20 protein-coding genes are annotated in these 25,727 nt (G+C 67.1%); 9 read left to right on the forward strand and 11 right to left on the reverse strand.

The window, feature by feature from the left end; genetic code table 11:
• The coding region (locus EYW47_RS41990; protein ID WP_240763845.1) for an electron transfer flavoprotein subunit alpha/FixB family protein at positions 1 to 325 on the forward strand (325 nt) is incomplete at its 5' end.
• A 239-nt stretch (positions 326 to 564) separates the two neighbouring features.
• Here EYW47_RS41990 and EYW47_RS22135 read toward each other — a convergent pair.
• Positions 565 to 1,689 (reverse strand): MlaA family lipoprotein, encoded by a 1,125-nt coding sequence (locus EYW47_RS22135; RefSeq protein ID WP_240763846.1) that lies wholly within the window; start codon positions 1,687 to 1,689, stop codon positions 565 to 567.
• Positions 1,686 to 4,316, reverse strand: a complete 2,631-nt coding sequence (gene hpnN / locus EYW47_RS22140; protein WP_133196966.1) for a hopanoid transporter HpnN — start codon at positions 4,314 to 4,316, stop codon at positions 1,686 to 1,688. Before hpnN ends, EYW47_RS22135 begins: the two co-directional genes overlap by 4 nt.
• A 217-nt stretch (positions 4,317 to 4,533) precedes the next feature.
• On the opposite strand from hpnN, the gene EYW47_RS22145 reads away from it, so the two are divergent.
• Positions 4,534 to 5,142 (forward strand): MlaC/ttg2D family ABC transporter substrate-binding protein, encoded by a 609-nt coding sequence (locus EYW47_RS22145; protein WP_133196967.1) that lies wholly within the window; start codon positions 4,534 to 4,536, stop codon positions 5,140 to 5,142.
• Positions 5,143 to 5,277: 135 nt separating this feature from the next.
• Here the strand turns inward: EYW47_RS22145 and EYW47_RS22150 are convergent, their stop codons facing one another.
• Both EYW47_RS22150 and EYW47_RS22155 read right to left on the reverse strand, forming a co-directional pair.
• Entirely contained in the window at positions 5,278 to 5,928 is a 651-nt protein-coding gene (locus EYW47_RS22150) for a response regulator (RefSeq protein WP_133196968.1), read from the reverse strand.
• A 28-nt stretch (positions 5,929 to 5,956) separates the two neighbouring features.
• Positions 5,957 to 7,597 carry a cache domain-containing protein gene (locus tag EYW47_RS22155; RefSeq protein ID WP_240763847.1) on the reverse strand — a complete coding sequence of 547 codons (1,641 nt, stop codon included), beginning with the start codon at positions 7,595 to 7,597 and terminating at the stop codon, positions 5,957 to 5,959.
• 248 nt (positions 7,598 to 7,845) lie between these two features.
• On the opposite strand from EYW47_RS22155, the gene EYW47_RS22165 reads away from it, so the two are divergent.
• The 4 genes from EYW47_RS22165 (at position 7,846) to EYW47_RS22180 (ending at position 13,737) form a co-directional block, all read left to right on the forward strand.
• A complete protein-coding gene (locus EYW47_RS22165) occupies positions 7,846 to 8,820 on the forward strand; it encodes a glycerophosphodiester phosphodiesterase family protein (RefSeq protein ID WP_133196969.1) in 975 nt (324 codons plus the stop codon).
• Between the two features lie 147 nt (positions 8,821 to 8,967).
• Positions 8,968 to 11,055 (forward strand): carbon starvation CstA family protein, encoded by a 2,088-nt coding sequence (locus EYW47_RS22170; RefSeq protein WP_133196970.1) that lies wholly within the window; start codon positions 8,968 to 8,970, stop codon positions 11,053 to 11,055.
• A 30-nt stretch (positions 11,056 to 11,085) separates the two neighbouring features.
• On the forward strand, positions 11,086 to 11,292 hold the full coding sequence (locus EYW47_RS22175) for a YbdD/YjiX family protein (RefSeq protein ID WP_133196971.1): 207 nt from the start codon (positions 11,086 to 11,088) through the stop codon (positions 11,290 to 11,292).
• Positions 11,293 to 11,709: 417 nt separating this feature from the next.
• Positions 11,710 to 13,737 (forward strand): SMP-30/gluconolactonase/LRE family protein, encoded by a 2,028-nt coding sequence (locus tag EYW47_RS22180; protein WP_133197019.1) that lies wholly within the window; start codon positions 11,710 to 11,712, stop codon positions 13,735 to 13,737.
• Here EYW47_RS22180 and EYW47_RS22185 read toward each other — a convergent pair.
• The 3 genes from EYW47_RS22185 to ispH form a co-directional block, all read right to left on the reverse strand.
• A complete protein-coding gene (locus EYW47_RS22185; RefSeq protein ID WP_240763848.1) occupies positions 13,724 to 16,249 on the reverse strand; it encodes a tetratricopeptide repeat protein in 2,526 nt (841 codons plus the stop codon). The genes EYW47_RS22180 and EYW47_RS22185 overlap by 14 nt on opposite strands.
• 190 nt (positions 16,250 to 16,439) lie before the next feature.
• Entirely contained in the window at positions 16,440 to 17,591 is a 1,152-nt protein-coding gene (hpnH, locus tag EYW47_RS22190; RefSeq protein WP_133196972.1) for an adenosyl-hopene transferase HpnH, read from the reverse strand.
• Between the two features lie 12 nt (positions 17,592 to 17,603).
• Positions 17,604 to 18,548: a 4-hydroxy-3-methylbut-2-enyl diphosphate reductase gene (gene ispH / locus EYW47_RS22195; RefSeq protein ID WP_133196973.1), complete on the reverse strand. Its 945-nt coding sequence runs from the start codon at positions 18,546 to 18,548 to the stop codon at positions 17,604 to 17,606.
• 383 nt (positions 18,549 to 18,931) lie between these two features.
• On the opposite strand from ispH, the gene hpnC reads away from it, so the two are divergent.
• Positions 18,932 to 19,801, forward strand: a complete 870-nt coding sequence (gene hpnC, locus EYW47_RS22200) for a squalene synthase HpnC (RefSeq protein WP_133196974.1) — start codon at positions 18,932 to 18,934, stop codon at positions 19,799 to 19,801.
• Positions 19,798 to 20,976 (forward strand): glycosyltransferase, encoded by a 1,179-nt coding sequence (locus EYW47_RS22205; protein WP_133196975.1) that lies wholly within the window; start codon positions 19,798 to 19,800, stop codon positions 20,974 to 20,976. Before hpnC ends, EYW47_RS22205 begins: the two co-directional genes overlap by 4 nt.
• Positions 20,977 to 21,103: 127 nt before the next feature.
• Here EYW47_RS22205 and EYW47_RS22210 read toward each other — a convergent pair whose 3' ends face one another.
• From EYW47_RS22210 to hpnA, 3 genes are all read right to left on the reverse strand, one after another.
• On the reverse strand, positions 21,104 to 21,823 hold the full coding sequence (locus EYW47_RS22210) for a hypothetical protein (protein ID WP_133196976.1): 720 nt from the start codon (positions 21,821 to 21,823) through the stop codon (positions 21,104 to 21,106).
• A gap of 142 nt (positions 21,824 to 21,965) precedes the next feature.
• A complete protein-coding gene (locus EYW47_RS22215; protein ID WP_133196977.1) occupies positions 21,966 to 22,373 on the reverse strand; it encodes a VOC family protein in 408 nt (135 codons plus the stop codon).
• A 102-nt stretch (positions 22,374 to 22,475) separates the two neighbouring features.
• On the reverse strand, positions 22,476 to 23,498 hold the full coding sequence (gene hpnA / locus EYW47_RS22220; protein ID WP_133196978.1) for a hopanoid-associated sugar epimerase: 1,023 nt from the start codon (positions 23,496 to 23,498) through the stop codon (positions 22,476 to 22,478).
• A gap of 317 nt (positions 23,499 to 23,815) precedes the next feature.
• Here hpnA and EYW47_RS22225 point away from each other — a divergent pair, with 317 nt between their 5' ends.
• Complete coding sequence (locus EYW47_RS22225) at positions 23,816 to 24,112, forward strand: acylphosphatase (protein ID WP_133196979.1); 297 nt, start codon at positions 23,816 to 23,818, stop codon at positions 24,110 to 24,112.
• Between the two features lie 144 nt (positions 24,113 to 24,256).
• Here EYW47_RS22225 and egtD read toward each other — a convergent pair whose 3' ends face one another.
• On the reverse strand, positions 24,257 to 25,258 hold the full coding sequence (gene egtD, locus EYW47_RS22230) for an L-histidine N(alpha)-methyltransferase (protein ID WP_133196980.1): 1,002 nt from the start codon (positions 25,256 to 25,258) through the stop codon (positions 24,257 to 24,259).
• Between the last annotated feature and the right edge of the window lie 469 nt (positions 25,259 to 25,727).

A 25,727-nucleotide genomic window follows, 5' to 3' on the forward strand; every position in this document is an offset into this window, starting at 1 on the left:
CCTCGGCAGCGGCGAAAATTACACGAAGGTTCTGGAGCCGCTCGCCGACAAGCTCAACGCCGCACTGGGCGCGTCGCGGGCGGCCGTGGACGCGGGCTACGTGCCCAACGATTACCAGGTTGGCCAGACCGGCAAGATCGTTGCGCCGCAGTTGTATATCGCGGTCGGCATCTCGGGCGCGATCCAGCATCTCGCGGGCATGAAGGACTCGAAGGTGATCGTGGCGATCAACAAGGACGAAGAAGCCCCGATCTTCAGCGTGGCCGATTACGGCATCGTGGGCGATCTGTTCACCGTCGTGCCGGAAGTCGAGAGCGCCCTTTAATAGAGCGCGGGGCCGCCTGCAATGGCAGCGCGGTTGGTTGGAGTGGTGGGTGGGGCAGAGTCTGATTAGCCGCGCGCCGCCGCTGTCCCGTGCCTTTGCGCAGGTAACGGGTTCACATCGAATCAGGGCGAGCGTCGTTCCTCCGGGCGCTGCGAGGCGCTTTGCCGCCTGGACGCGGATTCCGGAGAATGGGGAGGGCGCGCCGCCCGCTCACGGGCGGCGCTAACGTGACGCGCGTATCAGGGCGCCGACGCAGGCTGCGCGGGCGCCGCCGCTGCGCCTGGCGCCGAAGCGGCCTGTGCGGGCGCAGTGGCCGAAGCCGCCACGGGCGCGGAAGCCGATTGCGCGGCAGCCGCAGCGGAAGCCGGTTGCGCGGGCGCCGCTGCCGCCGCGCCGCTCGCCGCCGTTGCCCCAGCCGCACCAGCCGCACCCGACGTTTCACCTGGATCCTCGTAGTTCGGCAGCCCGTTGTTCGAACCGCCCGATCCACCTGGAGCGCCCGGAGCGCCTTGGGCACCCGAACCACCCGACTCACCCGGATCCTCGTAATTCGGCAGCCCGTTGCCCGACTTCCCAGCCGCCCCTGCGGCACCTGTGGCCCCTGCGGCCCCGCCCGACGTGCCCTCGCCACCCTCGGCACCCGGCTCTTCGTAATTCGGCGGCGGCGCATTGTTGTTCTGCGAGCCGCGAATCAGCGATTCGCGTTGCTGGCGGTACGCGTCACGCACGAACGAATACGGGTCGAGCGCCGCCTGCTTGAGCAGGTCGGTGGCGCCGAGCAGGTCGGAGCGCACGCTCACGAACTGCGCGAAATACATCGGGTTGCGCACCGCGGGCTCGATGTAGTTGAGGACGTTGAATTTCACGTCCACGCCCATGCCGATGCCATCGCGAACGTCGCTCGGCCCGAACAGCGGCAGCACCAGGTAGGGGCCGGCCGGCACGCCGTAGTGGCCCATCGTCAGGCCGAAGTCCTGATGGTGCTTCGGCAGCCCGGCGAGCGTGGCGAAGTCGATCAGGCCGCCCAGACCGAAGGTCGAGTTCATCGCGAGACGCATGAGGTCTTCGGTGGCGTCGGTGATCTTCAGCTGCAGCAGGTTGTTGGCGAAGTTGCTGACGTCGCCCAGGTTCGAGAAGAAGTTCGAGATCGCCTGGCGCAGCGGCTGGGGCGTCACCTTCTGATAGCCCTTCGCGATCGGCTGCGCGACGTAGGTATCGAGCTTGTCGTTGAACGTGAAGATTGCGCGATTCGCGGGCTCGAACGGGTCGCCCGGCTTGCGCTCGGGACCCGTGGCGCAGCCCGACGTCACGAGGAGCGCCAGGCTCGCCGCCGCCATGGTGAGCGCGGCTTGTTTCTTAATCATTGATCGATCCCCTGGATTTGCGATCGTGCGCGTTTTGCGCGCGGCTTGCCCATCAGCACCGGCTGGAACACCACGGCGCCAATCAGCGTACAGAACAAGGACAGCGCGAGCAGCTTGCCCATGCTCGAGGTGCCCGGATGATGCGAAAGCCACAGGCTGCCGAACGCCGTGGCCGTGGTTGCGGCCGAGAACAGCACCGCATGTGTGAGGCTCGAATGCAAGAGGCCGGTCTGCCCCGCGCGCCAGGCCATCACAAAGTAGATTTTGAACGCCACGCCCACGCCTAGCATCAGGGGAAGCGCGATGATGTTGGCGAAATTGAGTTGGATACCGAACACAACACACAACTCGAGCGTCACGAGCGCCGATACCAGCAGCGGAATCAGCGTGCGCAGCACGTCGCCGAAGTGGCGCAGCGTGATCCACAGGAGCGCCGTGATGAGCAGTACCGACCAGCCCGCCGCCTGGAAGAACGCGAGGATGATCACGTTGGCCGAATGCAGGACCGAGATCGGGCCGCCGATGGCGTTCGGCTCGGCCTTTTTCACCGCGTGCGCGAAGCGCGCGAGCATGGTGTCGTCGTTGGGATCGACGCCCGCCGGCACGCGCGGCGCGATATCCACGATCGCCTGGCCCGTGATGGGCGAGACCCAGTCGTCCACCATGGCGCGCGGCAGGTTCTCGCGCGTGATGGGCGAAGGCTGCAGCAGCCGCGCGAGCTGCGCGAAAGCGAGCTTGAGCGGCAGGCTGAAGGCCGCTTCGGCGCGATCGCGCGTGGCGGCGTTCGCGTTGGCGAGCTTCATGAGGCCGTCGGAGAGGTGTTTCGCCTCGGCGGCGCCCGGCCCCGGGTGATCGCCTGCCGCGAGCGCGAGCTGGTTGGCCGCGCGCTTGAGGATGTCCACGCGCACGGCGTCGGTGACGGGCGTGGACGGCTGCTGCGTGAGCGCGGGCAGCAATTGCTGCGCGGCGCTCGCGATCAGCATGAGCTTTTGCTGCTGGTCGTCCGGGATCAGCGCGCTGAGCGTGGTGGCGCGGGCCACTTCGGGCAGCTTGGCGAGCTTCGCGGCAATTTTGTCGGCTTCGGCCAGGTTGGGCGCGAGCACGCTCACATCGTTGATCGAGATGACCGGCGAGTTCTTGAGCGCGATGAGCGTCGCCATCGACTCGGTATGCGGATCCTTAAGATGCAGCGGATTGAAGTCGAAGCGCAGATGCAGCAGCAGCGGCGTCGCGCCCAGCACCACGATGAGCGTGCCGATCAGCACCGGTTTGCGATGCTCCGCGAGCCACCTGTCCACGGGCGCGAGGAACGCGAAGCCGGGCGAGGCGCGCTCGCCCTTGGGCTTGAGCAGGCGGATGAGCGCGGGCAGCACCGTCATGTCCGCGAAGTACGCGACGAACATCCCAACGCCCGCGATCTGGCCGAGCTCGGAGAGGCCTTTGTAGGCGGTGGGCAGGAACGAAAAGAAACTTTCGGCGACGGCGATGGCGGCCAGCGTGAGCGGCACGCCGATGGTGCGCGCGGTCTTCAGGAGCGCGGCGTCGAGGCGGTCGTCCTCGAAGCGTTCCTCGCGGTACTTCACGCCGAACTGCACCCCGAAGTCCACGCCGAGGCCGACGAACAGCACCATGAACGCGACCGACAGCATGTTCAGCGAGCCGATCATCTTGAGGCCGAGCGCAGCGGTGATGACGAGGCCGATCACGAGCGTGATGAGCACGGCGGCGATCAGGCGGCCCGAGCGCAGCGCGAGCCAGAGGATCACGAGCACGACGACGGCCGTGATGGCGCCGTTCAGGGCGGCGCCGTCCTGCACCGAGGCGAACTCTTCGTCGGCGAGCGGCTGCTCGCCGGTCAGGCGCACGCGCGCGCCGAATTCGCTGTCCAGATGCAGCGAAGCGGCAGTGTCGCGGATCGCCTGCGAGGCGCTCGCGCCGGCTTTGAGCGCCTCGAAGTTCAGCACCGGCTGAACAGTGACGAACGCGAAGGCGGGCTTCGCGGCGGCATCCTGGTCGACGAGCGCGCGCCACGAGAACGCGGCCGGCTTGCCGGCGAGCACCTGGTCGACCACGTCGGCGGCGCTGCCGAGCAGCGAGGCCATTTGCGGCAGCTTCACCTGGCCGATCGTGAGCGGCAGCTGCAGCGTGGTCGTGAGCGTGCTGGCGAGGCCTGCCAGGCTCGGATCCTTCGCGAGCTGGTTCACGAGCGGGCGCGCCTGCACGAGCTGGCCGGTGGTAGAGAGGACCGTCTGGGTGGACGGGAACAGCAGCCCGTTGTGCTCGAAGAACGGGCCGCCCGCGGGCTGCGAAACGGCGCTGAATTCGCGCGAATCCTGCTTGAGGGCTTCAGCGAGCTTGTCGGCGGCGGCATCGGCGAGCTCGGGCGCCTGCGCCTCGACCACCACGAGCAGCGACGAACTGCCGTTCGGAAACGCCTTGTCCTTGGCGTCGCCGAGCACGGCCCATTCGCCCTTGTTTTCGACGAGGCCGCTCACGTCCGTGTTGATCTTGAAATGCTTCGCGACGTACACGCCGCTCACCACGGCGAGGACGAGTGCGATTGCGATGACCCACGCCGCGCGGCGTACCGACCAGGCGACGAGGTGAATGATGAATGGCTTCAGCATAAAGGCGAGGAGGCCTTGTCTATTGACTGTTCTTGACGGGAAGCGCTCAAGTATACCGGCCCCGCTCATCGCGGCGCGCCTCGCGCACACGAGCCCATGCGCCAAAGCCGTTATACTGGCCCGGTCGGGGCGGGATCGGGCCTCGGGTGAGGCCGCCGATCGAAGCTTTTTGCGTGCTGCCGTGCCGGCGCCCGTTACTCACTGTTCGAAGACGCGTATGAAACGTTATCTGACCGCATTCCTCGCCGCCGCTTTCCTGTCGGGCGTTTCTGGCGCCGCCCTCGCGCAGTCCTCGCCGGACGCCATCGTCAAAAGCGCGGTGGAAGGCACCGTGAAAGCGATGCAGGCCGACCCGCAGGCGCGCGGCGGCGACATGAACAAGATCACGAGCGTGGTCGAGACCCATTTCGTGCCGGCCACCGACTTCCAGCGCACCACGCGCATCGCGATCGGCAAGGCATGGACCACGGCCACGCCGGAGCAGCAGCAGAAGTTGTATGAGCAATTTCAGCTCCTGCTCGTGAAGACCTACGCGTCGTCGCTTTCGCAACTGCGCGACGCCCAGGTCACCTTCAAGTTCTCGCCGTCCAACACGGGCGGGGGCGCGAAGGACACCGTCGTGCAATCGCACGTGATCAGCAACGGCGGCGACGACGCCATCGATTATCGCCTCGCGCGCACCGCCAACGGCTGGAAGATCTACGACATCAACATGATGGGCGCGTGGCTCATCCAGGTCTATCAGACCCAGTTCGCCGACCAGATCGCCAAGGGCGGCATCGACGGGCTCATCAAGTACCTCATCGAGCATAACGCGCGCAGCTAAGGCGTCGCGCTCGCGCGGCGGCTGCCACGCCGCTTCGCGCTTTGCTCGTGACAGACGGCGCGTCCTCCGCAAGAGGCGCGCCGTTTGCATTTGCTGCGAGTACGGGCCGTGGCGTTCAGGCGCCTTCAGGCGCCTTCAGGCACCCGCGCGCTTCCTGCGGTTCTCCACCGCGAACTTGATCAACTCCGCCTGACCTTCGATGTCGAGCTTGCGCTTGAGATTGAGCCGGTGCGTCTCGACCGTGCGCACCGAAAGCCCGGCGCGCTGCGCGATCTGCTTGCTCGACAGGCCTTCGGCGAGGGCATCGAGAATGTCCAGCTCGCGCGGCGTGAGGCGCTCGATGGGCGTCTCCTTGAGCGATGCCTGGAGCATGCGCGCGCCCAGTCCCGCGCTGAAGTAGGTCTGCCCCGCCAGCACCGCCTCGATCGCGCGCACGATCTCGGTGGCCGGCGAGTCCTTCAGCACGTAGCCGCTCGCGCCCGCGCGCACGGCTTGCGTCACGTACTCGACGTTCTCGTGCATCGAGAGCATCAGCACGCGGATGGCCGGAAAGCGCTCGTGAAAGATGCCCGCGAGCGCAATGCCGTTCATGCCGGCCATGCCCACGTCCATCAGCGCGAGATCGGGCTCGAGCGCGGCGGCGAGCTCGATGGCTTCGTCGGCGTTGCCCGCCTCGCCCGCGACTTCGAGACCCGGCACGGCTTCGAGGCGCGCGCGCAGGCCGTCGCGCACAAGCGGATGATCGTCGACGAGCACGAGGCGCGCCGGTTTGCCTGGTTCGTTCATGGTGTCTTTTCTTCTCTTGTAGCGTCGTTCAGGGCGTCTCGCGCGATGCCGCGCCGGCGGCCTGCGCCGTCGTGTGTGCCGTAGCGTTTGCCATGCCGGCGGGCCGCATCGGCACCCAGGCGGCGACCACGGTGTGGCCCGGCTTCGAGCTGAGCGAGAGCCGCCCGCTAAGCGGCTCCAGCCGCTCGCGCATGTTGCGCAGGCCCATGCCCGCGCGCGGATCGGCCAGCGCATGCGCCACGTCGAAGCCGCGGCCATTGTCGGCGATGGTGAGCGTCACGCTGTTCTGCGCGATCTCGAGCGTGAGCGCCGCGCGGCGCGCGCCGGCATGCTTCACGATGTTGGTGAGCGCTTCCTGGGCGATGCGGAACAGCACCGTGTTCACGGCGTCGGGCAGGGGCGCCGCGCCCATGTTCGTGCGCGGGCCGCCGCCGGAGCGGGCGCCCGACTGCGTGAAGCCGATCTCCATCTCCGACTCCTCGGCCAGCTCGCGCGTCAGTTGTTCGAGTGCGGCGGCAAGGCCGAGGTCGTCGAGCATCGCGGGGCGCAACGCGTGCGAGATGCGGCGCACTTCGCGCAGCGTGTCCGAGAGCCGCGCGAGACCGGTGGACAACGAGGCTTCCGCCGCGGGGACGCGCGCCTCGCCGCGCTCGAAGCGCGCGAGCGCCGACTCCAGCAGCAGCTTCGCGGAAACGAGCATCTGGCTGATGCCGTCGTGCAGCTCGCGCGACAGGCGCGCGCGCTCCTGCTCCTGCGATTGCACCACTTGCTGCGCGAGGCGCTTGAGCTTCGCGTCGGTGCTGCGGTACTCGCTCACGTTGAGCACGAGCGCGCCGAGCGCGAACACGCCCACGCCCGCGAGGGCGATGATGCCGAGCCACTGCAGCGTGCGCTCGATATTGGCCGAGGCGCGCTCGTCGATATGCGCGAGCGCGGAGTCGACGTCGTCGAGATAGATGCCGGTGCCGATCATCCAGCCCCAGCGCGGCAGCGCGACCACGTAGCCGAGCTTCGGCGCGAGCTTGCCTGTCGACGGCCGGTGCCACATGTAGCGCACGAAGCCGCCGCCATGCGAGGCGGCGCTCACGAGCTGCTGAATCGTGAGCGCGCCTTGCGGGTCGCGCAGGTTCCAGAGATCCTGGCCGACGAGGCCGGGCTCGCGCGGATGCATGAGCGAGCGGCCGTGCATGTCGTAGACGAAGAAGTAGCCGTCCGGCCCAAAGTCCAGCTTCTGCAGCACGGCGAGCGCGGCGCGCTGGCGGGCGGCGAGCCCGGCGGGCACGGGCAGCGCGGGCATGGGTAGCGCGGGCACGGGTAGCGCGGGCACGGGTAGCGCGGGCACGGGTAGCGCGGCGGCGCTGGCTGCGGAGGCGGCATCTGCGGAATTGACGGCATTGACGGCATTGGCGCCTGGGGCGGCTTTATCGCCAGCATCGGGCGCATACAACGGCGCGATCGCGCTCGTCGCGAGCTCGACGTAGTGGCGCAGCTCGACTTCCTTGCTCGACAGATATGCCGCCTGCATCGTGGCATGTTGCGTGCGCGCGAGCGCGGTCGCCTGCTGCCGCACGCCGATCCCGATGCTGGCAATGGCGGCGAGAAACGGCACCACCGCGAGCAGGAAGATCTTCGTCTTCAGGCGGTCGTTGAAGAAAAATGGGGCGGGCATGGCGGCGTTCGAATGCTGAGTCTGCAAGCATACCCGGCGGCGGCGCGCGGGCCTCGCGACGTGCGTCGCGCACCCACATTTTTCAAGATTGCCGGGCGGGCGATGATGGCGGGCGGCGGCGAGCGGGGCGCTGCGTGACCTCTCTCGCCGCGCCGAACGGAAGCAGCGCCGCTCGTGCCTCCGTCGCAGGCATCGTTCGATGCCGGCTGGGTTCTTCTTCCACCGAGCGGCCCCGACTCCAAAGCACCATGACACGACAAACAACAACGATCCACGCCCTGCTCGCTGCCGCCGGCGCCGCGCTGTTGCTCAACGCCTGTGGTGGCGAATCCGAGGCCCGCACGATCACGCAAACGGACCTGGCCGTGCCGCAAGTGATCGCCCATCGCGGCGGCACGGGCGACGCGCCCGAAAACACGCTGGTGGCCATCCGCGCGGCGCTCGCCCATCGCGCCGACGCCATCTGGCTCACCGTGCAATTGAGCAGCGACGCCGTGCCGGTCCTCTACCGCCCCGCCGATCTCTCCGCGCTCACCGACGCGCGCGGCACGGTGGCCTCGAAGACCGCCGCGGAGCTCGCGCGCGTCAACGCGGGCTGGCAGTTCAAGATGCAGGACGCCACCGGCCACGACGTCTATCCCTACCGCAGCGCGCCGGTCGGCATTCCCACGCTCGCCGAGGCGCTCGCCGCGATTCCGGCTGACGTGCCCGTGATCCTCGACATGAAGGCCTTGCCCGCGCAGCCGCAGGCGGCCGCCGTGGCGCGCGTGCTGGACGAAGCCGGCGCGTGGGAGCGCGTGCTGCTCTATTCGACCGATGCGAGCTACCAGCAGGCCTTTGCCGCCTGGCCTCGGGCGCGCCAGTTCGAGTCGCGCGATGCAACGCGCGGGCGTCTGGCCGAGGTCGCGCTCGCGCATCGCTGCGAGGCGCCGCCGCCCGCGAATGCGTGGACCGGCTTCGAATGGCGTCGCCAGGTCGATCTCGTCGAGCAGTTCACGCTGGGCGAAGCGCGTTCGACCGTCGCCGATGCACAACTCTGGACAACGCCGGCAGTCCAGTGCTTCCGCACCAATCCGGGCGTGCACATCGTGGCGATCGCCGTGAACACCGAAGCCGACTACAAGGCGGCGGCCTGCGCGGGCGTGGACGCGGTGCTGGCCGACTCGCCACGGCAGATGGTGCCGCTGCGCGAGGCCTTGCGACGCGGCTACACCTGCCCTTGAGGACGCAACGACCTACGTAGTTGTACGTAGGTCGCTTACGTAGTTGTGCGCTTGTGGCAGGCGGTGCGAAGGCGAATACTACACGGCCATGCAGTGGGCATTGATCACCCATCGACCTAAAACCATAAAACAGGAACAGGAGACGGCATGAGTCGGACATCCAGCCTTATCGTCTGGACGCTAGTCGCGCTGCTTGGCGCGTTCGCGTTCGGCACCATCGCGCTCGCGCACGGCGAGCGAATCAGCGCACTATGGATCGTGATCTGCGCCGTGTGCGTCTACCTGATCGCGTATCGCTTCTATAGCCGCTTCATTGCGAGCACGGTGCTGCAGCTGGACGGCTTGCGCATGACGCCCGCCGTGCGCCACAACGACGGGCTCGACTACGTGCCCACCAACAAGTACGTGCTGTTCGGCCATCATTTCGCGGCGATCGCAGGCGCGGGCCCGCTGGTGGGCCCGGTGCTGGCCGCGCAGATGGGCTACATGCCCGGCATGCTGTGGATACTCGCGGGCGTGGTGTTCGCGGGCGCGGTGCAGGACTTCGTGGTGCTGTTCCTCTCCACGCGCCGCGATGGCCGCTCGCTCGGCGACCTCGTGAAGATGGAGCTCGGACCGATCCCCGGCGTGATCGCGCTGTTCGGCACCTTCCTCATCATGATCATCATTCTCGCGGTGCTCGCGCTGATCGTGGTGAAGGCGCTCACGAACTCGCCGTGGGGCACGTTCACCGTGGCCGCGACGATTCCCATCGCGATCTTCATGGGCCTCTACGTGCGCTACATTCGCCCGGGCAAGATCGGCGAGATCTCGATCATCGGCTTCGTGCTGCTGATGGCGTCCATCGCGTTCGGCCAGCATGTGCACGATTCGCCCACGCTCGCCGCCATGTTCACGTTCACGGGCACGCAGCTCACGTGGATCCTGATCGGCTACGGCTTCGTGGCTTCCGTGCTGCCGGTATGGCTGCTGCTCGCGCCGCGCGACTACCTCTCGACGTTCCTGAAGATCGGCACGATCCTCGCGCTCGCGATCGGCATCCTGATCGTCGCGCCGGAGCTGAAGATGCCGGCCTTCACGAAGTTCATCGACGGCACGGGCCCGGTCTGGTCGGGCAACCTGTTCCCGTTCCTCTTCATCACGATCGCGTGCGGCTCGGTCTCGGGCTTCCATGCGCTGATCTCGTCGGGCACGACGCCCAAGCTCCTCGATAACGAAGCCAACGCGCGTTTCATCGGCTATGGCGCGATGCTGATGGAGTCGTTCGTCGCGATCATGGCGCTCGTGGCCGCCTCGGTGATCGAGCCGGGCGTGTACTTCGCGATGAACGCGCCGCTCGCCGTGCTCGGCACGACGCCCGACGCCGTCGCGCATACGGTGGGCCAGTGGGGCTTCATGCTCACGCCGGAGATGCTCACGCACACCGCGCAAGCCGTGGGCGAGACCACCATCGTCGCGCGCGCGGGTGGCGCCCCCACGCTGGCCGTGGGCATGGCGCAGATCCTGCATCAGGTGATCGGCGGCGAAGCGATGATGGCGTTCTGGTATCACTTCGCAATCCTCTTCGAAGCGCTCTTCATCCTGACCGCCGTGGACGCGGGCACGCGCGCGGGCCGCTTCATGCTGCAAGACCTGCTCGGCACGTTCCACCCGGCGCTCAAGCGCACGGAGTCGTTGCCCGCGAACCTGATCGCGACCGGCTTGTGCGTGGCCGCCTGGGGCTACTTCCTCTATCAGGGCGTGGTCGATCCGCTCGGTGGCATCAACACGCTGTGGCCGCTCTTCGGCATCTCGAACCAGATGCTCGCCGGCATCGCGCTGATGCTCGCGACCGTGGTGCTCTTCAAGATGAAGCGCGAGAAGTTCGCATGGGTCACCGCCGTGCCCACGCTGTGGCTGCTCATCTGCACGCTCACGGCGGGCTGGCAGAAGATTTTCGACAGCAATCCGAAGGTGAGCTTCGTCGCGCACGCACAGAAGCTTTCGGCGGCCATCGCGGACGGCAAGATCGTCGCGCCCGCGAAGTCGCTCGAGCAGATGCAGCGCATGGTCTTCAACGACTATGTGGACGCGGCGCTCTCGGGGCTCTTCATCTTCGTGGTGGTGAGCATCGTGGTGTATGGCCTGATTGCGATTGCGCGCGCACGCCGGATCGACCGTCCGACCGTGCAGGAAACGCCGTATGAAGCGATGCCGGCGGGCGGCGCGGCAGTCGCGGCGAATCGCGTGCATTGAGCCAGCGCCACGGACTAGACGGAGCACATCATGTTCTCGGAACTTCGCGACAACGTGCAGACGGCGGGCCGCTATCTGGGCCAGGCCATGCGTCTGATGGTGGGGCTGCCGGACTATGAGGGCTACGTCGCGCACATGCGCGCGACGCATCCCGACCAGCCGCCGATGACCTACGAGGCGTTTTTCCGCGAGCGGCAAAACGCGCGCTATGGATCGGGCGCGGGGAAATGCTGCTGAGGGCCGATTGAACGCAGACGTTCGCTAACCTGACCACCTGGCCATGTACGATACGAAGCGCGACGGCGAAGGCCGTCGCGCTTTTTTATCTTCGGGGCGAATCGCCACCGAAGCGGCGCGTGCTTTTGCGAATCGGCGCGCTTTTGAAGAACGCCGTGGGCTGAGCTTGCCGCGTCGGCACGCATCGGCGCGAAGCGGCATGACAACGGCGCTACGCCAGCGCGAACGGCGCGCTCAATTCCCGCAGCACTTCGCCGTTAACCTGAACGAGATTCCACACCCATTCGACGCGTGACGCCGCGCCTGGCGTCATGCAGGGATTCGAATCGTCGGGAAAGCGGATTGCAAGTTTGCCGGGGTCGGCAACACCTCACCTTGAACGCCTGCGTAGCACGGCGTCCTATGAAGAACTCACTCATGGTCCTGCATCGACTGGGCGCCGCATGGCTTGCGCTCATCCTGGCCGCAACGGTCGCACCCGTTTGCGAAGCTCAATACACCACCGACTGGGTGGCCAACACTTACGGCACGAATGCGACCCGCGTGGGCAACGTCGCCCGCTCGATGTGGGTAGCACCCGAAGGCATGATCTACACCTCGTCGATGTGGGACGAGAACGAGGGCGGCGTTGCCCTCTACCAGAACGGCCAGAGCCAGGGCTCGATTGGCGGCCACGGCGATTTCCAGGGCGGCGCGATCACGGGCAACGCCACTTCGTTGTTCGTCGCGATGCAGTACAACACCAGCTACGGCAGCGGCAACGTCGGCCGCTACAACCGCGCGAGCGGCACACGCGATCTGCTGATCGGCGTGAGCGCCGACACCACCGAAAAACTCGCCGATGTCATCACCGGTCTCGCGACCTCCGGCTCGCTGCTCTATGCAAGCGACTTCCCCGGCAACCGCGTGCGCGTGTACACCACGGCTGGCGTCTGGCAGAGCGACATCGGCGTGGCGGGTCCGGGCGCGCTCGCCGTGGACGCGGGGGGCAACCTCTGGGTCGCGCAAAAGGGCGCGGGCGCAGTGCTCGAATTCAGCGCGGGTGGTCAGCTTCTGAACACCATTCAGCTGGCGTCCACCGCGCGGCCGTCGTCGCTGTATTTCGATTCGCAGAACTCACAGTTGATGATCGGCGACTCCGGTCCCGACATGAACATCAAGATCTACAACGTGACTGGCACGCCTGCTCTTGCCGGCACGTTCGGCATTCAGGGCGGCTATCTCGACACGACCGCCGGCATCAAGGGGCAAGTCGGCGCCAAACGCTTTACGCGCGTAGCCGGTATCGGCAAGGACGCCGCGGGGAACCTGTACGTGCTGAACAATCCGTGGGGCGGCTCATGGGATCTCGGCCGCAACGGCGGCACCGACCTGCACGCTTACGATGGCAGCGGCAATCTGCGCTGGATGCTCCAGTCGGTTAACTTCGAAGGCAACGCGGTGCCGGACCCGGCCACCGACGGTGCGCTGTTCTACAGCGGCATGAACATCTATTCGGGCACGGGCGGGGGCACCTTCGTGGCCAACACCATCGACCCGATCACGTATCCGAACGACCCGCGCATCAATCTCGCCGATCCGGCGCGCGGCGAGCATTTCGCGCAGTTCGCGAACGTGGGCGGACAGCGCATTCTCGTGGCCGCCGGCCAGAACCCCGATACGTTCTACTTCTTCCATTTCAACGCGGCGAGCGGCTATATCGCCATTCCCGACTACACACTGCCGGGGCCGGCGTTCAACACGACGGCGCCGGTCCGCAATGGCTTTTGCCTCGATAGCAAGGGCGATCTCTGGGTGGGGCTCGACAAGACCAACGTCATTTCCCACTATCCACTGACCGGTTTCGATGCGAGTGGCCAACCGCAATGGGGTGCCGCGATCACCACGCCGACACCGGGCACGCTCTCGCGTCTCACGCGCATCATCTACCTGCCCGAAAGCGACACGATGATCCTCGCGGGCATTACCGGCAGCACCGACTGGACCGCGGTGGGCTCGCGCGTCGAGGTCTATCACGGCTGGCTCGCCGGCAATACGAGTGCGCCCAATCCGGTGATCAACCTCACGAGCGCGAATCCCAAGTCGATTACGGCCGCCGGCAATGAGCTGTTCGTGGGCTACGTGCACACCGTGCCCAATATCGATGCCTTCAACCTCACTACGGGCGCGCTCGATACCACGCTCATCGACAGCAGCCCGAATACGGTCTACGTGGGCAACGACGTGGACTCGATGTATGGCCTGCGGGCCTGGCTGCGCTCGACCGGCGAGTATGTCGTGACGAAGGACAACTACAACGGCTCGAGCATCGTGGTGCAGCGCTGGACGCCGCCCGCCGCGAGCACGTCCGCGGCCGGCGTGAGCGCGGCCATGGCTGTGGCGAAGGCGGCGAAGGCGGTGAAGGTGTTGAAGGCGATGCTGGTTTCGCCATTCAGCGCGAAGTAACTTCGTCGCAATGCGCGTGCCACATCTGCCGATACGCGCTTTCGATATTCGCGGCAAAGCTTGGCGCATCCATGAGCGGCGAAGCTTCCATGCGCGCGCGCAACCCCGCGCGCAGCGCGGCCAGCCGCGGCAGATCGCGCGCCAGTTCGACGGCGATGCGCACGAACGCTTCGTCCGTGTGCGCGACGAGCTCGGGCACCCCGAGATTCGCCGCGATGCTCCAGCCGCCACGGCTTGCCGCCGAGCGGCCCGTGCGCGTGACGACGGGCACGCCCATCCAGAACGCGTCGAGGCTCGTGGTGTGGCCGTTGTACGGAAACGAGTCGAGCGCGAGGTCGATGCGGTGGTAGGTCTCCAGATACAGGTGGCGCGTCTGATGGCCGACGAACGCCACGCGCTCCGGGTCGATGCCCTGCGCTTGCGCGCGCGCGCTGAGCGTCTCGCGCGGCAAGCCCGGTGGCGCGAGCAGCAGCAGGCGCGCATGCGGCACGGCGGCCAGCACGCCGCTCCACAGACGCAGCGCGTGGTCGGTGATCTTGGCCGGATTGTTCAGGCAGCCGAAGGTGAGCGGCGCGCCCGCCGCTGCCGGCAGGGCGTTGACCGCGAGGCCGGCGATCTGCGCCTCGTAGCACCAGAACGCATCCGGCAGGCGCAGCGAGCGCTCGCTATAGAGCGCGTCGCGGCCGGGCTCGTCGGCAGGGTCGAGCCATGGGTCGGTGAGCCGGTAGTCCATCGCCGTGCTACCGGTCGTGCCCGGGTACGCGAGCCACGCGAGCTGCACCGGCGCGGGCCGCCGCGCGAACAGCAGGCGTCGTCCGGAGGCCATGTGCATCGTGAGGTCGACGAGGATGTCGATGCGGTCGTCGCGGATCTGCTGGGCGAGCGCTGCGTCGTCGAGCGTGTGCACGTCGCGCCAGACATCGACGAGTGACTTGATGTGCTGCGTCATGGCGTCGGGTTTCGCGACGCTCGCATAGCAGACGATCTCGAACGCCGCGTGGTCGTGATGCGAGAGCAGCGGCACCGTGAAAAGCGCCTGGCAATGCGAACGAAAATCGGGCGAGACATAGCCGATGCGCAAGCGCCGCCCCGGCGCGAGCTCGTCGTCGCGCGGCGGCGGCGCATCGTGCGGCTGGGTGCGCGCCGCTTCGAGCAGCGGCGTCTCGAAGCGCGCCGCGAAACGCCGGCACTCGTCGAGCAACGCCTGCGGGTCGTCGGTCTGGAAGGCGAGCGCGAAGATCAAATCGTAATGCGCGATGACGATGTCGCTGCTGCTGTCGTTGCTGGCGCTGGCGAGCGCAAGCGCCTCCCGATACGAGGCCACCGATTCGTCGAGCCGCCCCATGTCGAGCAGCACATTGCCGAGCACCGCGTGTCCGGCCGGGTCCGTGCGATCCAGCTCGATCGCGCGGCGCAGCGCCGCTTCGGCCTCGTGCAGCCGCTCGCCCTTCAGAACGAGGCCGAGGTGATGCCACGCGAGCCGGTGATCGGGCTGCAGCGCGACGGCGCGGCGCAGTGCGCCGGCGGCCTCGTCGGGCTGCGCGACGCCGATCAGCGTGCCGAGGTTGTAGTGCGCATCCGCGAGGCCGGGGTCGAGCGCGACGGCCTGGCGCGCCGCGGCTTCGGCTTCCTCGCGATGCGTTTTCGCGAGCGTGTGGGCGAGATTGACCCAGGCCACGGCGAAGTCCGGCTGCAGCGCCACCGCGCGTCGCAAGGCCTGCGCCGCAACATCTGGGCGGCGCTCGCAGAGCAGGTTGCCGAGATTGAAGTGCGCCGCGGCGAGCTCGGGGTTCAGCTCGATCGCGCGGCGCAGCGCGGCTTCGGCTTCGTCGGGGTGCGCTTCGGCAAGCAGGTGCCCGAGGCGGTTCCACGCGGGCGCGAAGCTCGGGTCGAGTTCGAGTGCGCGGCGCAGCGCGGCCTCGGCGGCGCCAGGCTGCGTGGACACGAGCAGCGTGCCGAGGTTGAAATGCGCTTGCATGAAATCGGGGCGTAGCTCGATCGCACGTTCGAATGCCGCTTGCGCCTCTTTGGGCCGCGTCGCGCGCAGCAGGTTGCCCAGATTGTTGTGCGCTTCCGCGAGCGCCGGATCGAGGCAGAGGGCCGCGCGCAGATGCGCGTCGGCCTGCGCGGCGTCATCGGGGCCGAAGGTGTTGGACAGATAGAAGTGTGCGTTGGCCAGCGTGGGATCGAGCGCGAGCGCGCGGCGCAACGCGGCGCGCGTGTCGTCGATGCGGCCTTGCATGCGCAAGGCGGTGGCGAAATCGACGAGGCGCTGCGCATCCTGGTGCGGGGCGAGCGCTTCGCGCAACAACGCTGCGGCCTCGGCCGCGCGGCCCTGCTGGTGGGCGATCAGGGTGCGCAGGTGCAGCGCTTCGGCGTGCTCGGGCGACTGCGCGAGCACGGCGCAGCAGTGCTCATCGGCAGCGGCCAGTTGCCCGGCGCGCCAGGCGGCGAGTGCGGCTTCGTACATGGTGGCGATCGGCGCGGCCAGGCCGGCGGCGCTCGCGCGCATCGCCGGGCCGGGCGCGGCATCCGGTGGATGGAAAACCCGACATTGTGGTGGCGCCGCCATCCCGAAAACGCTCGCCGTCGCGCCGCCGCGATCTGCCGCAACAAAAACAGAAAGGGCGCAACGGCGTGAACCGTTGCGCCCTTTCGAGCCGTGCAGAGGCCGTCGTCCTTGCGGAGGCGGCCTGGGCCGCTTAGCCTGCCGCGACGGTCGCAGCCTTTTTGGTCTTGGCCGCGTTCTTGATCTCTTCGAGCTTGATCTCGACGTGACGCGAGAACACGTACTCGGCCGGACGCTGGCGGTCGAGCGGGATGTCCTTGGCAAACGCGCCTTCGGTCTTCGGGCCGCTCATCGCGATCTTCATGGCCTTGAGCGGATGCGCGACCGTGTCCAGCACGGCGGTGGCCTCGAAGCCGCAGTGAACCATGCAGTTCGCGCACTTCTCGTACTTGCCCGTGCCGTACTTGTCCCAGTCGGTGGTTTCCATCAGCTCCTTGAAGGTCTTCACATAGCCTTCGCCGACCAGGTAGCAGGGCTTTTGCCAGCCGAACACCGTGCGCGCCGGGTTGCCCCACGGCGTGCATTCGTAGGTCTGGTTGCCCGCGAGGAAGTCGAGGAACAGACTCGACTGGCTGAACGACCACTTCTTGCCGTTGTTGCCGCGCTTGAAGATCTCGCGGAACAGGTTCTTGGTCTTCTCGCGATTCAGGAAGTGCTGCTGGTCCGGCGCGCGCTCGTAGGCATAGCCCGGCGAGACCGTGATGCCATCGACGCCGATATCGCCGACCGTGTCGAAGAACTTCGCCACGCGCTCGGGCACGGCGTCGTTGAACAGCGTGCAGTTGATGTTCACGCGGAAACCGCGGCGCTTGGCTTCCTTGATGGCCGCGACAGCCTTGTCGTAGGTGCCTTCCTGCGAAACCATGTGGTCATGCGTTTCGCGGTCGCCGTCGAGGTGCACCGACCAGACGAAGTACGGGTTCGGCTCGTAGTCGTCCATCTTCTTTTCCATGAGCAGCGCGTTCGTGCACAGATACACGAACTTCTTGCGCGCCATGATGCCCTTGACGATCTGCGGCATTTCCTTGTGCAGGAGCGGCTCGCCGCCGGCGATCGAGACCACGGGCGCGCCGCACTCATCGACGGCTTCGAGGCACTCTGCCAGCGACAGGCGCTGGTTCAGGATGGGATCCGGATAGTCGATCTTGCCGCAGCCATTGCAGGCGAGGTTGCAGCGGAACAGCGGCTCGAGCATGAGCGCGAGCGGATAGCGCTTGTTGCCGCTGAAATGCTGGCGAAAGATGTACGAGCCAACGCGGACTTTTTGTAGCAGCGGAATAGACAAAGCGTGTCCTCCTTAAACTTCGCGTGCGACGAGCGGTTGCAAGAGCTTCGACGGCAGCTTGAATTCGACTTTTTCTTCCTGGCCCGCCATCGTCGACACCTCGACAGGCCCCAACGCGCGCAGCGCGTCGATCACGTTTTCCACCATTTCCTCGGGCGCCGATGCGCCGGCCGTGATGCCGACGGTTTGCACGTTGGCGAACCACTCGGCCTTCACTTCCGAGCCGTCCGCCACGAGGTAGCTCGGCACCCCCGTTTCGCTGCCGATCTCGCGCAGGCGATTCGAGTTCGAGCTGTTCGTCGCGCCCACGACCAGCAGCACTTGCACTTGCGTGGAGAGCTCGCGCACCGCGGCCTGACGGTTCTGCGTGGCATAGCAGATGTCACGCGTGTCCGGCCCGACGATGTTGGAGAAGCGCTTGACCAGCGCGTCGATGATGCCGCGTGTGTCGTCCACCGAAAGGGTGGTTTGCGTCACGTACGCGAGCGGCGCGTCGAGCGGCAAGTCGAGCTTCGCCACGTCCGCCTCGCTCTGCACCAGCAGCACGGTGCCGGGAATCTGGCCGATCGTGCCTTCCACTTCCGGGTGACCGGCATGGCCGATCAGGATCAGCGTGCGGCCCGCCCCGACGTACTGGCGGCCCTGCACGTGCACCTTGGTGACGAGCGGACAGGTGGCGTCCAGCACGTCGAGGCTGCGTTCCTCGGCGGCGCGCTCGACGGTCTTGGCGACGCCGTGCGCGCTGAAAATGGCGACCGCGCCCTCGGGCACTTCGTCGAGCTCTTCCACGAAACGCGCGCCCTTGTCGCGCAGGTTCTCGACCACGTGGCGATTGTGGACGATCTCATGGCGCACGTAGACGGGCGCGCCGTGCTTCTGCAATGCGCGGTCGACGATCTCGATCGCGCGGACGACCCCCGCACAAAAGCCGCGGGGTTGGGCAAGGATGACTCGCATAAGGTGGCGAACTCCGACTGCCGCGGACTCCGAAAGCGCCGTAAAAGACCCGTTCGCCGCGACCATCATATTAATAAAGTGCTGATATCTGCATGCATCCGCCAGAAGGGGGCGGAAAAAGCCAGACGCGCATTCTAACCCCTTCGCCGCCGCTTTGCTGCGTGACGAACGGGAAGGTGCGGCGCGCACGCGACGCCAATCGGAATCGGCCCCAAAATCGGCCCCATTTTTGCGGCGTTCCGGCAGCGGGGTTGCAGGCGAAACAACCTGTGACAGTCTTCGGGGTATCGCGCAGTGCAACACGGTGCGGGAACCCTTAAACTAACGTCCCCCGTACCAGGCCGCATTGCGCCTTGCGGGACCGACCCCATTCTGGACGCTTCATGGAACCCGATCAATACGACGATTTTCCGGTAGCGCGCATTTTGCTGCCGAAGGCGCTCAGAGCGCCTGTCGGCGTGATCTACCATGTCGCGCGCACCCTCGATGACATTGCCGACGAAGGCGACTGGAGCGCCGAGGAGCGCCACCTGCGCCTCGCCGACTTTCGCGCCGGGCTCGACGCCGTGGCGCAAGGCCGTCTCGCGCCTGTGCATCCCGCGCTGTTCGCGAAGCTCGCGAAGGTGATGGTCCAGTGCCGGCTGCCGCTGCAGCCGTTCTACGACCTGGTGTCGGCGTTCGATCAGGACATCGACACCACCCGCTACGCCGACCGTTTCGAGCTGCTCGACTTCTGCCGCCGCTCGGCGAACCCGATCGGTCACCTGATGTTGCATTTGATCGACGAGGCCACGCCCGAGAACCTCGCGGATTCGGACGCCATCTGCACGGCCTTGCAGCTCATCACCTTCTTGCAGGATGTGCCCGCCGACTGGAAACGGGGCCGCATCTATCTCCCGCAGGCCGACCGCGAGCGCACGAAGGTGAGCGAGGCGCAGATCGCCGCGGGCAAGGTGGATGGCGCCTGGCGCGCGCTGATGCAGCACGAAGTGGCGCAGGCGCGCGCGCTCATGGTGAGCGGCGCGCCGCTCGCGCTGCGTGTGCCGGGCCGCTTTGGCCTCGAGCTATGCAGCGTTGTGCACGGCGGCCTGCGCATGCTCGAAGTCATCGAGCGGGCGGACTACGACGTATTTCGCGCGCGGCCCCGGCTGGGCGCCGCCGACTGGGCCGTGGTGCTGATGCGCACGGCGGCCATGTGGCTGTCGCGCCGCGTGGGTGCGCGCATGCCTTCGATCGAGAGTAACAACGCATGATGACAACAATTTTCTTTGCCGTGTCCTGCCTATCGCTTGTGATCTGGCTCGTCCTGCTGTTCGGCCGCGGCGGCTTCTGGCGCGCGCGTCCCGCCGCGCCGCTGCCGCTGGTCGAGCCCGCGGCGGGCTGGCCGGCGGCGTGCGCCGTGGTGCCGGCGCGCAACGAGGCGGACGCGATCGGCGAGGCCGTCACGTCGCTGCTCGAGCAGGACTACGGCGGCGAGTTTCACGTCATCGTGATCGACGACCACAGCACCGACGGCACTGCCGAAGCCGCGCGCGCCGCCGCGCTTGCACTGAAGTGCCCGGAGAAGCTCACCGTGGTGAGCGCCAAGCCGCTGCCCGCGGGCTGGTCGGGCAAGGTGTGGGCGCAGTCGCAGGGCATCGAGGCCGTGCGCACGCTGGGCCTGAACGCCGACTACCTGTTGTTGACGGACGCCGATATCGGCCACCCGCCCGACGCCCTCGCGCAGCTCGTGGTGCGCGCGCAGGCGGAGAAGCGCGACCTCGTCTCGCTGATGGTGCGCCTGCGCTGCGACTCGTTCTGGGAGAAGGCGCTGATCCCGGCGTTCGTGTTCTTCTTCGCGAAGCTCTATCCGTTCTCGTGGGTCAACAATCCGCGCAACAAGACGGCGGCGGCGGCCGGCGGCTGCATGCTGGTGCGCCGCAAGGCGCTGGAGGAGGCGGGCGGCATCGAGTCGATCCGCGCCGAGCTCATCGACGATTGCAGCCTTGCCGCGCGCATCAAGCATCGCGGCGACGGGCGGCATCCGATCCGTCTCGACGTGGCCGCGAAGAGCGTCTCGCTGCGCCCGTACGACTCGTGGAAAGACATCTGGAACATGATCGCGCGCACGGCGTTCACGCAGCTCCATTACTCGGCATGGCAGCTCGCGGGCACGATCGTCGGCATGACGGTCATCTATCTCGCGCCGCCGGTGGTCGCGCTCGTGCTCGGCCCGCTCGGCTGGCCCGCGTGGGTGGCCTGGGCGCTCATGTGCTGCGCCTACGCGCCGATGCTCGCGTACTATCGCCGCTCGCCGCTGTGGGCGCCGTTCCTGCCGCTCGTCGCGCTGTTCTACGTGGGCGCGACCTTCGCTTCGGCCTGGCGCTTCTGGCGCGGCAAGGGCGGGCAGTGGAAGTCGCGCGTGCAGGCGCCCGCGCAGGGGCGCTGAGGCGGCATCGCGCGGGCCTCCAACGGCGCGCGCAGGACGCAAAAAAAAGCCGCCGCGGTCGACCGCGGCGGCTTTTGCTTTTGGTGCGTGCGCTGCTTGAGCGCCCGGCTGTCGGACGCGCCGGAGCTTAACGCTGCGTCAACATCATGTACATCTGCACGACCATGTCAGGCGAGAACACGAACGGCACCCAGCCGTGCCCCGTGTGCCGCAGCACCAGCAAGCGGTCGCCGTTGGACTGCTTCTGCACGGCCATCATCGGATTCTTCGTCGATGCGAAGCGCCAGCCGGGCGGAATCGCGGGCGGCGGCTCGGGCTGCATGGAGGCGCGCGCGTTCGCGAGTTCCTCGATCAGCTGGCCAACCTGCAGCGGATGCAGCGACACCGTCTGGCCGCCGATCGACATCGTGATCTCGTTCTGCGACGGCCGCCCGACTTCCAGCGTGACGTTGCGGGCTTCGGCTTCCTGCACGGGGTGCGCGGGTTGCGCGGCGCCGACCGGTTCGGAAGCGGTTGCCACCTCGGGCGTGACTTCGGCCACAACTTCAGTCGTCACTTCGGCCGTGACGGCTTCGGCTTCAGCTTCGCTCTCGGCTTCGACTTCGGCTTCAGCTTCGGTCTCGACGACAGCCGCCTGCGGCTCGTGCGGATGCGCTGCCGCAACGGCTGCCGTCTGCGGCGCGAGTTCGGCATGTCGCGTGGCCGCTTGCGGTGCGGATACCTCCGCGGTGTGGGTCTGTTCGGGAGCCGCTGCAACGACAGCGCGCGGCACGAGGGCGGCGCTGGCGGCCTGAATAAGCTGATCGACGCCCGCTTCGAGCGCGCCGATCTGGTCTTGAAGATTCATGCGAGGCTTCTCTGATAAGACCCGCGATTTTACCCATAGCGCACGCGGCTGTCCCGCGCAGCGTTGTAAGCAGGTCTCAACAAAAGTTGTAACAATTTGCTCTCGCATTGAGCAGCAGTAGCGCGCCAGGGTCTGAGAGCGCCTATAAAGCCTGCCTAGGAGCGGGTGCGTGACAGCACACGCAAATCTTGTTTCCCTCTGGATCCCGGAAATACGCGCCGTAATAGTCCGGGTGGTAGTGCGTTCTCAAACCGGGTGCGCCTTCGCACGAGCCGCCGTTCGCCAGCGCGCTGGCGTGCGCGTTGTCGACTGATTGCCGGTCAGGCGCAAGCAACGCCACCATTTGACCGTTTCCGCATGCCGCGGCGTTGCCATCGTATGGCCTGCCGACAATGAAGAGCGGACGTGGCGTGCCCTCGGCCATCCAGCCTGCCCATGGCTTGGCGGGCTCACAGAACTTCAATTGATGCCCCAGTTCATTCATGACGGCCGAATAGAACTCGAAGGCACGGTCAAAGTCGTTAGCACCTACAAAAACATGCGAAATCATGTTGTTGTTCCCTTGGGCAGCCGGCGACGGTCGTCCAGGTTACCACGACGCAGATCCATCGGGCACGCGCCACGCGCCGCACAAAGCGGCCTCGCGCGGCGCTTACTTCGTGCCCAGATACCCTGCCTCGCGGAACCACGCGAGCGCATCTTTGAGGCCCTCGCGATAGGGCCGCGCGCAGTAGCCGAGCTCGCGCTCCGCCTTCGCCGACGTGAAATACATCTTGTTCTTCGACATCTTGAGCGCGTCGACGGTCACGAACGGCTCGCGCTTCGTGAAGCGCGCCACGGCCTCGGCGCCCATGGCGAGCGGGTAGAGCGGCCAGCGCGGCAGCGCGATGGTGGGCGGCTTGCGGCCCACCATGCCCGCGATGTCGCCGAGCATTTGCTGCAGCGGCAGGTTCTCGCCGCCGAGGATATAGCGCTCGCCGATGCGCCCGCGCTCGAGCGCGAGGAAGTGGCCGTTCGCGACGTCGTCCACGTGCACGAGATTCAGGCCCGTGTCGACGAACGCGGGAATCTTGCCCGTGGCCGCCTCCACGATGATGCGGCCCGTGGGCGTGGGCTTCACGTCGCGCGGCCCGATCGGCGTGGACGGATTGACGATCACGGCGGGCAGGCCGTCGCGCTCGATCATGCGCTCCACGGCGCGCTCGGAGAGCACCTTGCTGCGCTTGTACACGCCAATCGCCTGCTCGGCCGTGAGCGGCGAGGTTTCGTCGGCGGAATTGCCCGAGCTCGTGACCTTGAGCGTGGCCACGCTGCTCGTGTAGACGATGCGCTCCACGCCCGCGTCGAGCGCGGCGCGCATGGTGGCTTCGGCGCCTTCGAGATTGGCGCGCTCGATCTCGTGCGGATCGGGCGCCCACAGCCGATAGTCGGCGGCCACGTGGAAGAGATAGCGCACGCCTTCGAGTGCGCGGCGCATCGAGGCGGCGTCGCGCATGTCGCCCGTAACGATTTCGGCGTCGAGCGCCTCGAGATTCTTGCGCGGGCTCGTCGCGCGCACCAGCACGCGCACGGCATAGCCCTTTTCCTGCGCGATGCGGGCGACGGCCGAGCCGACGAAGCCGGACGCGCCGGTGATCAGCACGAGGTCCTTGTTGGCGCGGGAGGTGTCGGTCATTCGAAATTCGCTTTTCAGTTCGGATGTCGGTGCGGCGCGCGGTGCGCGCTGCTGGCGTGGCACGGATTGTACGTGGGGCGCGGCGATGCAGTAACGGCGGCGGGCTTGCGGCGCGGGTGGGGCATAAGGCGGGCGCGAAGCGAGACACGAGACACGGGACACGGGACACGGGACGAGGGACGAGGGACGCGGGACGAGGGACGAGGCGCACGGATTGCGTGCCGTGCGAGCGCGAGCGCACGGCGACGCCCGTGCGCCATGACGTCTACAATGCCTGGCGTACCGGATGCACCGGAAGAGAAGAGGGAGATTGAACGATGAGCGAACCGGATCTGGATGCACGCCTGGAGACGTATTACGTGCGCGTGCGCGGAACGGTGCAGGGCGTGGGCTTTCGTCACGCGACGGTGCGCCAGGCGCACGCGCTGCGCATTCGCGGCTATGTGACCAATCTGGAGGACGGCTCGGTGGAGGCCGTGATCCAGGGCACGGCGAATCAGGTGGACCGCATGCTCTCGTGGCTGCGCCACGGCCCGCCCGCGGCGCGCGTGATCTCGGTGGAGAGCGAGGAGCGCCGCACCGAGAAGCGCTACGAGCGCTTCGAGCAGCACTGAAGCTGCCACCGGGAAAAAAGCGGAGCGCCCTGAAAAAAGCGCTCCGCTTTTTGTTTGCCTGACCGTTTACCTGACGTTTCGATTACCTTGCGTGCGAAAGCCCATCGGCCCTGAACAGCGGTCTGGGCCCAGCCTGGCCTCGGCTCACACCGCGCTCAGCAGGCTCTCCGCGAATCCCCATTCCGTCTCGACCCACTGACGCGCGCATTCGAAGCCCGCATCCGCTGCGATCGCGGGGATTTCGTCGGCGTGGTACTTGTGGCTGCTCTCGGTCCAGATGGTCTCGCCGGCCTCGAGCTCGACCGCGAGCCGCGCCGCGCCCACCCGCGCGCTGACATGGCGTCTCGCGCGCAGATGCATCTCGACGCTGCGCGCATCGGGATTGAAGCGCGCGACGTGCTCGAAGTCGCGCAGGTCGAAGTCGCCGTCGAGCTCGCGGTTGACGCGCGCGAGCAGGTTCAGATTGAATGCCGCGGTCGCGCCGATGGCGTCGTCGTAGGCGGCTATCAGCGTGGGCACGGGCTTCACGAGGTCGGTGCCGAGCAAGAGCGTGTCGCCCGGTCGCAGCATCGCGCGGATGTCGCGCAAAAAGCGCGTGGCCGCGAGGCGCGCGAAATTGCCGATGGTGCTGCCGAGAAAGAGCACGCAAAGGCGCTCGCCGTCCTTGCGCTGGCGGCTGACCTCGGCGAGCCCGGCCAGATAGTCGCGCTCATAGCCGACGATGGAGATGCGCTCGATGTCGGCCAGTTCGCGCCGGCACAGCTGCAAGGCGGTGCGCGAGATCTCGATCGGGCAATACGAAGTGGGCGAGGTGGGGCGCTTGCGCGAGAGCGCTTCGAGAATGCGGCGCGTCTTGCGGCCACTGCCGCTGCCGAGTTCGGCGACGACGACGTCGGCCGGCAGCGCCTCGACGATTTCGGCGGCGTAGCGCGTGAGCAGGCGTTCCTCGGCGCGCGTGACGCCGTATTCGGGCAGCACCGTGATCACCTCGAACAGCGCCGAGCCGACTTCGTCATACAGATACTTCGACGGCAGCTCTTTTTGCGGCGCGTGAGTGAGGCCCGCGCGGACTGCGGCGGCAAATTCGGCAGCAAAGCCGGAAGGGGCATTCGGCTGCAGCGTGGTGCGGGACGCAGATCGGGTCATTCGCTCTCCTGTCGGCCAGAGTTAGCGCTTTAGCTGTCGACCGGAGTTAGTGCTTTAGCACTTACTCCGGTCCCATGCAGAGCTCTTACTCTGGCCCCATGCTTCGCGGTCGGCCAGAGTTAGTGCAAAACGCCTCGCTCTCGCCTCATGCAACTGGGTTGCAGTGTGGTTGGACGGCAGGCCGCCGGTGCGCCGAATGCCTGCTTCGCGCGCGCCACGGCCATCGGGAGACTCCGCAGCAAGATTTACGTTCTAGTCCATCGCGGCAAGCAATTCACGGACTAAATCGCGGATCTCGCCGCGCCGGCTGTGCCAGCATCGCCCGTGCCCGCCGTACCAGCGGGGCGTGCGGCGCATTAAAATTCTGGCTGGCAGCGCCGCTTCGCGAGCCGCCTTTTATTCAATAACCGATTCAAATGACAACGTTCTTTCCAGCCCCTCCGGGACTTTTCATGAAGACCGCCACCAC

Origin of the sequence: Paraburkholderia silviterrae, from assembly GCF_004353915.1 — a bacterium.
Lineage (GTDB): Bacteria > Pseudomonadota > Gammaproteobacteria > Burkholderiales > Burkholderiaceae > Paraburkholderia > Paraburkholderia silviterrae.